Origin of the sequence: Streptomyces sp. JJ38 (genome assembly GCF_019303475.1) — a bacterium.
Taxonomy (GTDB): domain Bacteria; phylum Actinomycetota; class Actinomycetes; order Streptomycetales; family Streptomycetaceae; genus Streptomyces.
On sequence record NZ_JABLSI010000080.1, the window covers coordinates 1 to 11182 of the forward strand.

Consider the following 11182-nt stretch of genomic DNA (forward strand, 5'->3'; position numbering starts at 1 on the left):
AAGCCGTCCTCACCCTCCACCTGACCTGCTCAAACGGAGGTTGAAATCAACTCACTGTCGGGTATGCCGGAAGCAGAAGCTTTTGACCCGAGCGTCGCGACATGGCACTGGTATTCCCTCGATCAGGCACTCGCAGCCACACTGCTCTCCCGCAGGCGCGGGGAACTGGAGCAGAACCGGGTGGCCCCCAGCGACAACGACAAGCGCAGTGGACTCACCTGGTCCTCAAGCCAGCAGGCCGAGCACCGCTCCTACGCCATGGCCTCCATCCTCGCCACAGTCGCCTTCCTGGAGGCTTCGCTCAACGAGCTGCTGGCATCGGCTTCCAAGGACCATCTGCCGGTCGGGGGAGGACAGGGAACACTGTCGGTGGATGAGCGGAATGCCCTCACCGGCCTGATGAAGGCCCTCGACGAGCGATCCATTGCCCTGCTGGCCCGCATCCAGCTGGTGCTTCACCTGCTCCGGAGGCAGCCTTTCGGCGAGGGCGGCAAGGAGTACCAGGACGCTCGGCTGGTCGTGCAGCTACGCAACGAGCTGGTGCACTACGGGCCCGGGTGGGGCACGGGCCCGTGGGCGAAAGAAAGGAAGCTCGCCACGGAACTGGCCCAGCGGAAGTTCCAGGCCAACCCCTTCAGCGCAGAAGGGCACCCCTTCTTCCCTGACCGCTGTCTTGGCCATGGCTGCACCACCTGGGCCTGGAACACCGTAGTCACTTTCACCGACGGGTTCTTCAACCAGCTCGGGGTCACACCCATTTACATCGACAAGCGCGCACAGCTTCTGCCGTAGCCCGTCCATGGTGACCATGGGTGCTCAAAAAGTGAGGAATGCGCAATTCTCGATTACGGGGGGTGCCAGTTCGATGGGACGACGTTATCATTGTAATGGCGTCGGCTTCGATCGGCAGACACGAAAGGTAGAAAGTCGTGACATGTGAACTTTCGGCATGGAGTCAGATCACTGAGTGGGTTCGTCAGAACGCACCGCGGTCCTACGCACAGCTCCAGGAAGGTGCGACATCGGATACCTTGGCGCATACCAGAGCGCGACTGGGAACACATCTACCTGAGGAGCTGTCGTTCATGCTGCAGATGAACAACGGCGTGCAGGTCGACCCCAATGATCCGGACGGCATGCGTCCTCGGCGGTCCGGTGAGTTTGTCTCTGACTTCTATAGCATCCTATCGACGCATTTGCTCGTCCGTGTCAATGAGCACATGAACGCTGTCTACAATGGTGGAGAACAAGACGGCGAGTGGAAGCGCCATTGGGTCCCCTTCGCAGTCGAGAGTGACTGGCTCTACGGACTGTTCATCGACGGCGCAACCGGGGCCGTCGGCAAATGGTCCGATGGCGGACCCATTGAAGAGGATGTATATCCGTCGCTGTCAGCGTATCTGGAAGAGTCGTTCCGGCTGATGCAGAGCCGTGCCGGTATTTATAACGAGATGATCGTCTGGGACATCGACGACCTCGACCAGGAGGATCTTGATCAACTCACTTGACTGCGAACATACCGTGGGCCCCACCAATTTCATGATGGGGCCCACAATTTTATGCTCTGCTACAGAGTGAATCCGTCGAGGTCGACCCAGTATTGGTCGTCCTGCATCAGGCGCTGCTCCTTGATGAAGTCACCGAACGGGCGCATAGACTGAGTATTTTGCCAGTTCGACATCGAGGACCGTCCACACGGCTCGCTCCAGTTCGGCGCCGGGTAATCGGGGCGCAGGTGGATGGAGATCGTGTCGTCGCTGTTGCGCTTGATGTAGGTCTGGACGCACTCGGCGCCGCTGTAGCCCACGGGGTTGGTGCCACCGTTGGAGGTCGGATTGCCGCCGCTCTGGTAGGCGTTGGCGAAGGCGAACTCGTCACAGCTGATGGAGTCCGTTGTTCCCCATAGGTCGGTGAACAGGCCGGTTCCCGCGTACGTACGCCACTTCCGCTTGCAGATCTTCTGACGGTTGCGCTCCTGCTGGGTCTTGCCGCTGCCGTCGTTAGACATCTTGTTGGCAAGATACCTCAGTGGCTTGCCGCTGCTACGCTTCCCGTAGACGATTTTCGTCTTATTCCACATAAGGGCGATGTGTGCCGCTGCGCCGGGGAATTTTTTGGTGTTCATGACGTAGGTCGGCTTGTAGCCGGAGAAGACGCAGCCGGTTCCGGCGTTAGCGACCTGGTTGTCACATCGGATATCAAGTTTGAAGTTCTCGACTTCTAGTGGGTTCGCAATCGGGTCGCCGTTGGTCGAGCCGCCGAAGGTCCAGTACGGGACGATCGTGTTCTTGGTGTTCTGGCTCGACGTCCACTTCATGCGCGTGATGATGGTCCTGTTGAGTTTGTCTCCCTTCTTCCAAGTCTTGGACCCGTTCCAGTCAGTACTGGTGATGACGCAATTACCCCGGCATTTTGCCCGATAGTCCAGATTGGCCGTGTTCATCGCGCCGTCCATCGATTTGAGGGAAAGCGTTGTGACCTGCGAGAATTCAGCACTCTTGGGGTCGAGGTAAACCGTGTTGAAGTAGTCGAAGCTTGCTGTTCCGTCCGGCCTCCCGTTTTCGAAGTGCGTGACGTACAGAGTGTCGTGGATACAGGCACTGGCGCGCTTGCGTGCGATCGACGCCGAGGCGGTTGAACATGAGGCGGTACTGCTCAGTGACACGGGGGTGGTGGTGGAGCTGGTTCCGGAGGGTGTCGGGAAGAAGCCTCCGGGGATTTCCTCTGACGGCTCGATGGGCCCTGGATCCGCCGCGTTGGGGTTGGGCAGTGGGTAGGTGCCGAGTTTCATGCCGTTGTAGGTGCCGGGCACGACGGCGATTGCATCGAAGGCAATGTCCGCATCTCCGGTGCCGCCGTTGAAGTTATCCAGCCGGACCTCGGGCGGGGTGTTCTTGAAGTAGTAGGCGCCCAGGTCGACCCACTTGTTTGACTGGTTGGCCTTCTGTGAGATCGTCGCGTCGATCTCACCTTCATCCGTTTTGATCCGGTAGGTAGCCTTCGTGGTCTGTGCCCCGTGATCGGGTATGTGCGCGAAGACCTTGGCCTGGCCAGAGGTGGTGTTGATCGGCCCGTTCAGCTTCCACGTGCCTGTGACCTTCATCCGATTGGCGTTGGCCGGGTAACTCTCGGGCGCACGGGTGTGTGTGAACCAGAAGTGATTGCCGTATCCGGCGCCGATCTGGTGGGTGTCGATCTTTCCCGGGTAGGTGTTCATCGTCAGCGCCGAATAATCCGGGCGTTCCATAGTGGTCTGCCAGGGGATGAAGTCGAAGGTGAAGGTGCCGTCGGACTTGATCGCTCCGCAGCCCCGGTTCGAGTCCACTCCTGCCGGTGTGACGCCGCTTTTGACGTCATCGATGATCAGTGCGTTCGACGGAAGGCCGGTATCGCAGCGTGGCGGGTAGGAGCCGGCGTCGGGCTGCTCGCCGTAGCTGGTGTTGAACCGGTGGACGGCGTATCCGCATTCGGCGGCCTGGTCGCAGTTCTTCCACTGGCTCGGGGTGATTTCCTCGTGCCACCAGCAGTGGAGCCAGTGCGGATCGCTCTCGTCGGCGTAGATGCCGCAGGCCCCCATGCCGGGGTCGTTGGAGTCGTTGTCGCTGATCTTGCTTGGGTCGCAGAAGTTCGACTCGGTGCAGAACAGGTCGAGCGGCGGCTTGGCTGCGGTGCGGTAGACGGTGCTGTTCCACCAGGCCGGGCGGTATCCGGCCTGGAAGTCGCCGGGGGCGAACATGGCCGAAATTGGGCGTGCGGCCCAGCCGATGACCTTCTCCTGGTACGGCCAGTCTTGCGGGTGTGCGGCGTGTGAGTAGTCGTCGCTGCCGTCAGAGGCTTCCAGGAAGGGGGTGCGGTTGGCCTTCCACAGCGGGTTGGCCGGGTTGTTGGTCCAGCCGACTCCCCAGTGGCCGTGGGAGTCGGCGGTGGGGTAGAAGCCGGAGTTGTAGGCCCACAGGGCGAAGAACCAGTTCTCGATCCACCGGGGATGACCGCCGTTGATCTTCATCCCGGCGTTGTATGTCTGGTTCCACTTCTCGGAAAGGATCTGCACGCCGGCCGCGATGTTGGCGGTGTAGTCCACGGCGATGGCCTGCTGGGCGATCGGGGAGAGCGTGGACTGGCCCTTGTTCGGTAGGCGCATGCCGTCGGTGGCCTGGGTGATCCCGTATCCGCAGTCGGCATCGAACCAGTTGATACGCCAAGGGTCTACTTGTTCGCCGGAGGCGGCGTAGTCGACACCGTAGTAGTTGCCGATCAAGGGATTCGCGGTGACACCGGGCACGGCGAAGCGGGTGGCCTGCCACATGTTGGATTCCTGCGCGGTGATGCCGAGCATCACCTGTGCAGGGATGTGCCACTTGTCAGTGTCGTCGGCGTCCTCGTTATCGAGCGTGCCGTTGGGGTCACCCGCCAGCACGATCGGCGGGAAGAGGCCCTGGGGTTGGTAGCCGCCGACCCCGGTGTTCTTCCAGTCGGGACCCCGGTAGAAGTTCAGCTCACCGACGACGGCCTGGTCCACGGCCCATTCAATCTGGCGTGGGGTGGGCTGGAACGCCTGGAGCTTGACATCGTTACGCTGCACAGAACAGGTACGCTCGTCGGCGTTCTCGCTCGGATTGTTTGGGTCACCGACAACAGGATCGGTGAAGCCGGAGAGGGCCTGCGTGCGGAATGATTGGGTGGACATGCCGCCCGCGTCGGTCTCAGCGTTGCTGTCGTTCTGGGGCTTTGGGCTCGACAGGGTAGGCGAAGCCTTCCCGGAAGACTGTGTGCTGGGGGTGATGTCCAGCTCGGCCGTCTTCTTCGTGGCCAGGTTGGTCAACTTCAAGCGGGCCGGGCGTGGCTTGGAGGCATCCTTGGGGTTGATGAGGGTCGTCTTGCCGTCAGCCCAGTGGGAGGTGAACGCGATCTTCGCCGTGGTGGAGATCAGGGCGCCCTTGGTGAGACCGCTTGGGTTCCTTACTGCCTTCGGCAGGTCGGCCTTGGTGGTCGCCTTGCCCGTGATGAAGACGGTTCCGTCAGATGAGCGGGTCAGGTCCCAGTCCGTGAGCTTGCCTTCGGCCAGTGTGATGGGCTTGGACGTTCCTGTGACGCGCTTGACCCAGGAAAGAGGCTTCTTGCCTATCTTCTTGTCCAGCTCCCGATCGATGAAGTTCACGCCGCCGTCGGCGTCAGCGGTGAGCTCGAAGGGAACGGTCTTGGTGCGTGCCAGCACCTTTTCCTTGGTGCCGTTGATCCGCACGACCTTGTTGCCGTGTGCGGCGACGATGCCGTTCTTGGTTGGGATGGCTGAGGTGACCTGGCCGGGGAATGCGACCGGCTTTGCAGCCTTCCCCGTCCTTGCGTCGACGCTCACGAGCCGGGTCTGCTGCTTGGTATCGCCGTCCCACGTCATCTGTGAGAAGACGGCCGTGTCCCCGTTGCCACAGCCGGGACTGAAGTAGGCCAGCGTTGCGGTGTGCGGCAGCTTGGTGACCTTGCCCGTATCCAGGTTCACGATGGCGGTGAACGCGCCGCGCGCCATCAGTTCCGGCTTGTTGGTGAACATGCGGGGGGCGTAAGCGACGGCGGCGTACTTACCCGACTCGGTGACGCAGTGGTTGCCGATCCAGGTGTCGGAGGCGAAACCGTCCTCGAAGAGGGTGGCCGCCGTCTTCAGCGCGTAGCCGTCCTTGGCCTTGCCGGTCAGCACGTGCAGGCCGGTGCCGTCACCGGAGATAGTGACGATCCGGTCAGACGACTTGGTGTAGTCGGCCCCGAGGAGATCCTTCCGGTCATTAACCGGGATCGCCGACGGCTTTGGCTTGTCCTCGGGCTCGGGAGCATCCGAGGCCAGAGCATCGGCGGCGCTCTTGGGCACGTTGCGTTCTCCGGCACTGGCGGTACTGACCAGTGAGGTGATCATCGCCATGGCCGCCCCCGTGGCGGCTATGACAGTGAGGGGGCTTTTTCTCACAGCTCTCTTCCTGAATCTCGACGAAGCGGACGCTGCCCTAACAGTCAGCCCGTGATTACGGCTTTGGCAGCCTGGGCCGCCTCGGCTCGGCCCTGCTTGATCTCGTCGAGCTTGGTCTGGTTGTCCTTGATTTGCTGCCGCTGAATCTTCGCCTCCGCCTCGAACCAGACCTTGACCAGTCCGGTCTTCTCCTTGCAGTCGATGTCGTCGACCGCGAGGGCAATGTTCTTCTTGGTGGCTGTGTCCCCGGCCGGAGCGCCCTGCTCCATCGCCTCGTAGGGGTCGGCGAGCCCGACATGGCCCTTGCTCTCCATGCAGGAGGACCAGTCAGCGATGACGTTCTTGACCGCTGTGGTCTCTTGGGATTTCAGCAGCGAGTCGCCCAGGAAGCTCGCCACGGTGAAGTGGTCGGGCTCTGGGGCGTCCAGCTTGGTCTTTGCCCAGCCGATGCAGCCGCCCTTGTGGGTCTTCTTGCCGTTGATCTCTGTACGCGCAGGCTTGATCTGCGGGGGCGCGGCGAAGTAGCCCCCGTCACCCTTGACTTCGCCGATCGGCTTAGGCGTACCAGGTTTGGTGTGCCCGGTCAGTGCCTCGACTTGGATGTCCGGAAGGTCGGCAAACGGATGCTTAGTGTGCTTCTTCAGCTCCGGCGGGAGGTCGTAGCCGTACTTGGCGGCCTGAGGGCGGTCGGTGATGCCGTAGCGGCGCTCGATGTTGGCTTCGTTGTTGTTCGGCGGCGGGTTCACACCCGGCCGCGGAAGGTCGACGGTGAAGCCGTAGTCCTTCATGCACCGCCGCTGAAGGATCCGGTTCGCCTCGTCCCAGTCGACGCGCTCGGCGTAGGGGATGGCGTAGTCCTCCAGCGGCAGTGACAGGCCCTTGGCCAAGCCGGTCTCCGGAACCGGCTTCGGCCAGTTCTTCTTATCCACCAACGGACGGACCTGGCCGACCGGCTTGGAGGCATCTGAGGTGCCAGCGGACGAACAGGAGCTGAGCGACAGGGCTGAAGAGAGGGCCAGCACACCTGCGGCTATCGTCTTCGTGCGCATGAATCCTCCTTTCTCAGGCAAAGTGTGATGATGCGTTGTTGTTCTTAAGTGCCGGGATTAGGTTAATGATTGTGCAGCCCCAGCCGCGCTCGGCTCATAGTATTGCGACGTGCCGCCGTATCCGGAGTTGTAGTACGCGGCATAGCCGTCCTTCGGAGCGCATTTCTGCACGGAAGCCGAGTTGTTCTTCATGTACTAGCCATCGCCGTTGCCGCCGTTACCGAAGACAAAGCGATACATGTATTGGGCGGAGCCCCGGTACCTGCTGGTTCCCCAGTGGTTGTACACTTTGCCGTAGAACGTGGTGTAGGCAGATGCGTATTTTCCGTCCTTCACCACGTATTGCTTGGAATTATAGAAGAGCCAGAGCCCTTCTAAATTCCCGCCTGCGCCAGAGTGGGGGTCATTACCACGCCACCGACAGCGATAGTGGATGCTAGAAGGGCGCCGATCTTGTGTCGAACCTTCATGTTTCGCTTCTCTGCGGTTGATACTGCAGAAATGATCACGTGCGGATCACTTGATGATTCGTTGGCCATGTCATGGAAGGCCGGCTCCGGCAGTTGTAATTGACCCACGGAATGCCGCATTGACTCGGCGTCGTATACGTGGCCACCTGCGCTGGACTGAACCGACCATGACGGACGCGACTCAGGCTGCGGATGCTGGTCAATGCTGCTCCTATTCGGGGCATGTTATGGGGTTCCCCTACCCCATCCATGTGGCGCGTATCGACGAACTGGACATGCCGAATGATTAGTGCCGACCTCACTGTCGAGGCAACATTCTGGACCCCATCACCCCGCCCCTAGCAGTGTCGCCGCGCTCACGGACCTCGTCTCGGCATGGCAGAGGTGAGCACCGAGTATTGCCGAAGCCCTCGACGCCTCACCGCCTACCGTGCACGAGCTCGTTAGAAGACGTCGATCTTCTCGATGAAGATCTTCGGCTCGTCGGGAGTGGGGCCCAGGTGAGAGCCGCCTACCAAGCTGGATTGCTCGACGGTGGTGCCGGGGGCTACGTCTTCGAAGCGGAAGGTGTTGTAGGCCAGCCAGCCCTCGTTGTCGCCGACGCTGATCTCTACGTGATAGCCATTCGTCTCATCCGTGGTGTTGCGTACCACGGTCTTCACCTGGATGCCGTCTTTGCGGGGGGTGGCAGTAACGGTGGTCCATTTGTACTCCAGGCGCTTGCTACCTCCCTCGAGTGAGGAGACGACCGGCGTCTCGGGGGTGGCATCTGGCGTGGTCGTAGACGTGGGTGCGGGCGTGGCCGAGGCTGTCGTAGTACCTTCTGGTTCGGGCTGCGTGTCCGTGTTGGTACAGCCGCTGACCGCGATCGCCCCGCAAAGAACAACCCCCCGCACCCACAGCGCGGGGCCTCCTTTGCTACGTGCCCGTGTCAGTTGCATGACCCGACGCCGAGATAGTTGTCCACCACGGCCTTCCCGCCTATCTCCATGTAGGAGTAAACCCGGCCGCAGTACCCCTTCTTCTGGTATACGGGCCCCGCGTACGAACGGTAGGCGCCGAAGTCTTCGGTGTCGGGGGTGGAAGTGTAGTTGTCCTTCAGTCGCACCCCCATGTACCGGGTGTAGCCGGTGTCGTTGAAGAACACCGCGCAGATCGGCTTGTCGTAGATTCTGCTACCGGTGCTGGTGCCGTTAGTCCAGGTGTAAGTGGTGCCGTACGTTCCGTACCGGGCGGCCCCGGTGGAGATGGTGTAGCCCGATCCACACACGTTCGCTGACGCGGCAGCGGCCGCAAGCTCCGGTCCGGAGTCGCTGTACGCGCTATGGGGGGTGTTCTTGTCCTTGCTGGTCTGGGCATCGTAAGCCGCCTGAACCTCGGAGGGCCCATAGACGGTGACGACCTGCCCATCAGGAGTGTGCTCGGTGGTGTCCATGGCCTGCGCCGTGGCCGCGGTTGCGAACAGGGTGGCCATGGCCAGAGTGGCGGCCGCCGTGATCTTGACGGTCTTGGTGGCAGTGAAGCCCAACGTGAAACTCCTTAGATCGCTTCTTCTGGCCGCGTAAACATGTTCGGGGGCCAGGTGTGGATACTGGCATATAGTCACCCCGTTTGGTTCCCTGGAGAAAGTGTTTGAGTCATAACTGACGCAAAATCAACAGTGAGCTCTTCCAACCTCAGGCTGATGCGTGGTGGTGAAGGACGAGGACGGCCTTCACCACGTCGGTGATGCGGTTGGTGCTGCAGCGGAGCTTCCGCAGGAGCCGCCAGCCCTTGAGTGTGGCCATGGCCTGCTCGCCGAGGCAGCGGATCTTGGCGTGGGTGGTGTTGTGACGGTGCTTCAATCGCTTGAGGCGGCGGCCCCGAAACGGGACTCGGACGGTTCCGCCGGCGCCTTGGTACGCCTTGTCAGCCCAGCATTTGAGTCCCGCTTCAGCGAGGGCTTCGATGATCCCGTGCTGTCGCGCGGCGGTGAGGTCGTGAGTGAGCCTTTCCACCCTGCCTCTGGGGCGCCGCGGTTGGGCTGACAATGTGGCGAAGCCCCTGGTAGATGGGTTTTCGACCAAGAGAACCGTCTCCACCAGAGGCTTCACATGCTTGTCTACCCCGTCGGGTGTCGAGGTGTCCAGTTCCACCCTCCGCTTCCTTACGCACCAGTTGCGGCGGCACCGCCGTGCGATCGGTTCCCGGTGGCGACGCCTGAGCGCCGGCCGCCAGGCCCTGCTCACCCTCGCCCACCTGCGGGTGGGACACACGTATGCCCAGCTCGCGGCCGGGTTCGGCGTCGGCACCACGACCGCCTACCGCTATGTCACCGAGGCGGTCGAGCTCCTGGCCGCTCTCGCCCCCAGCTTGGCCGACGCGGTGCGGGCCGCGTCGGTGAAGGCGTATCTGATCCTGGACGGCACGCTCCTGCCGATCGACCGCATTGCCGCGGACCGGCCGTTCTACTCCGGCAAGCACAAGAAGCACGGAATGAACGTGCAGGTCATCGCCGACCCCTTCGGTCGGCTGCTGTGGGCTTCACCGGCCCTGCCCGGCGCCGTCCACGACGTCCGCGCGGCCCGCGAACACGGCATCGTCGACGCCCTCGCCCAAGCCGGCATCCCGTGCTGGGCCGACAAGGGCTACCGAGGCGCCGGCGGCACGGTCCGCACCCCGTGCTGGGGACGGTGGGAGACCCTCTCCGCAGGCCAGAAGGCGGTGAACCGGTCCCACGCAAAGATCCGGGCCCTCGTCGAGCAGGCCGTCGCCACCCTCAAGTCCTGGCGCATCCTGCGCAAACTGCGGTGCTCGACCACCCGGATCACCGGCCTCGTCCAGGCCGTCCTCGCCCTGCATCTGACCAGCTCAGAGTGAGAGTGGAAAAGGCTCACTGTCCAGCATTCTCCAGACCGCGGTCGAGGACCGTCGCCTCGGACGCAATCCGTGCCGGTCCAGCACGGTCGGCCCGCCGCCGGCTCCGCCCGGCCGAGTCGAGGCGTGGCCGCCCGAGCGGGTACTGGCGGTGCGGGCGGCGATGGTCGACCGCTACCGGCTGCTCGTCGTACTCGGTGCCGGTCTCGGGCTCCGGCAAGGCGAAGCTCTCGGACTGTCCGCGCAGGACATCGACTTCGAGAAGGAAGTCGTGCACGTCCGGCGACAGGTCAAGATGGTGCGCACAAAGCTGTGCTTCGCGCTCCCCAAGGGCCGCAAAGTCAGGGACGTACCGTTGCCGTCGAGTGTGGCCCGAGCCGTGCTGCGGCACATGGAGCTCTTCCCGCCAGTGGCGGTGACGATGCCCTGGGACGATCCGATCCCTCCTACGACACTTGTGGAAGCCAAGCACCGGAGGCCGAGAACGTACGACCTCCTGGTGACGGGACGTGAGCGGAAGGCCGTCAACCGGAACTACTTCAACTCCTACGTGTGGAAGCCGGCTCTGGCGAAGGCGAGCGTGATCGCACCGCTCGAGGAGAGCACCACGGACGGCTCACGTGTGTGGGAGCCGTCACGCGAACACGGCTTCCACGCCCTGCGTCACTTCTACGCGTCGGAGGAACTGGAGGCAGGCGAGTCGATCGTCTCCCTGGCCCAGTGGCTGGGCCACACTGACCCCGGGTTCACGTTGAAGAAGTACTCTCACTTCCTGCCCCGGGCGGGCGCACGAGGCAGTGAGCTGATTCCAACCTGGTTGGCTGGCTGGATAGTTGTGCCGTAGGGGGCGG

At 62.5% G+C, this 11182-nt stretch carries 8 protein-coding genes and 1 pseudogene; 4 read left to right on the plus strand and 5 right to left on the minus strand.

Annotated elements, in window-relative coordinates; genetic code table 11:
- The first annotated feature begins 63 nt into the window (after window positions 1-63).
- Window positions 64-792 (plus strand): hypothetical protein, encoded by a 729-nt coding sequence (locus HPT28_RS25890; protein ID WP_219094319.1) that lies wholly within the window; start codon window positions 64-66, stop codon window positions 790-792.
- Between the two features lie 137 nt (window positions 793-929).
- The gene (locus tag HPT28_RS25895) at window positions 930-1508 is read left to right on the plus strand and encodes an SMI1/KNR4 family protein (RefSeq protein WP_219094321.1); all 579 of its coding nucleotides are present in this window, start codon (window positions 930-932) and stop codon (window positions 1506-1508) included.
- A gap of 59 nt (window positions 1509-1567) precedes the next feature.
- Here HPT28_RS25895 and HPT28_RS25900 read toward each other — a convergent pair whose 3' ends face one another.
- The 5 genes and pseudogenes from HPT28_RS25900 to HPT28_RS25920 all read right to left on the minus strand — a co-directional run.
- Window positions 1568-5911 (minus strand): hypothetical protein, encoded by a 4344-nt coding sequence (locus tag HPT28_RS25900; RefSeq protein WP_219094323.1) that lies wholly within the window; start codon window positions 5909-5911, stop codon window positions 1568-1570.
- An 89-nt stretch (window positions 5912-6000) separates the two neighbouring features.
- Window positions 6001-7005: a hypothetical protein gene (locus HPT28_RS25905; RefSeq protein WP_219094325.1), complete on the minus strand. Its 1005-nt coding sequence runs from the start codon at window positions 7003-7005 to the stop codon at window positions 6001-6003.
- A gap of 913 nt (window positions 7006-7918) precedes the next feature.
- Complete coding sequence (locus HPT28_RS25910; RefSeq protein WP_219094327.1) at window positions 7919-8128, minus strand: hypothetical protein; 210 nt, start codon at window positions 8126-8128, stop codon at window positions 7919-7921.
- Window positions 8129-8406: 278 nt separating this feature from the next.
- Window positions 8407-9003 carry a hypothetical protein gene (locus tag HPT28_RS27270; protein ID WP_257579442.1) on the minus strand — a complete coding sequence of 199 codons (597 nt, stop codon included), beginning with the start codon at window positions 9001-9003 and terminating at the stop codon, window positions 8407-8409.
- A 148-nt stretch (window positions 9004-9151) separates the two neighbouring features.
- Window positions 9152-9457 (minus strand): annotated as a pseudogene (locus HPT28_RS25920) (transposase family protein); the annotation flags it as partial.
- Window positions 9458-9572: 115 nt separating this feature from the next.
- Between HPT28_RS25920 and HPT28_RS25925 the strand changes: the two are divergent.
- On the plus strand, window positions 9573-10334 hold the full coding sequence (locus HPT28_RS25925) for an IS5 family transposase (RefSeq protein ID WP_219094329.1): 762 nt from the start codon (window positions 9573-9575) through the stop codon (window positions 10332-10334).
- Between the two features lie 160 nt (window positions 10335-10494).
- On the plus strand, window positions 10495-11175 hold the full coding sequence (locus HPT28_RS25930) for a site-specific integrase (protein WP_219094331.1): 681 nt from the start codon (window positions 10495-10497) through the stop codon (window positions 11173-11175).
- Window positions 11176-11182 lie beyond the last annotated feature (7 nt).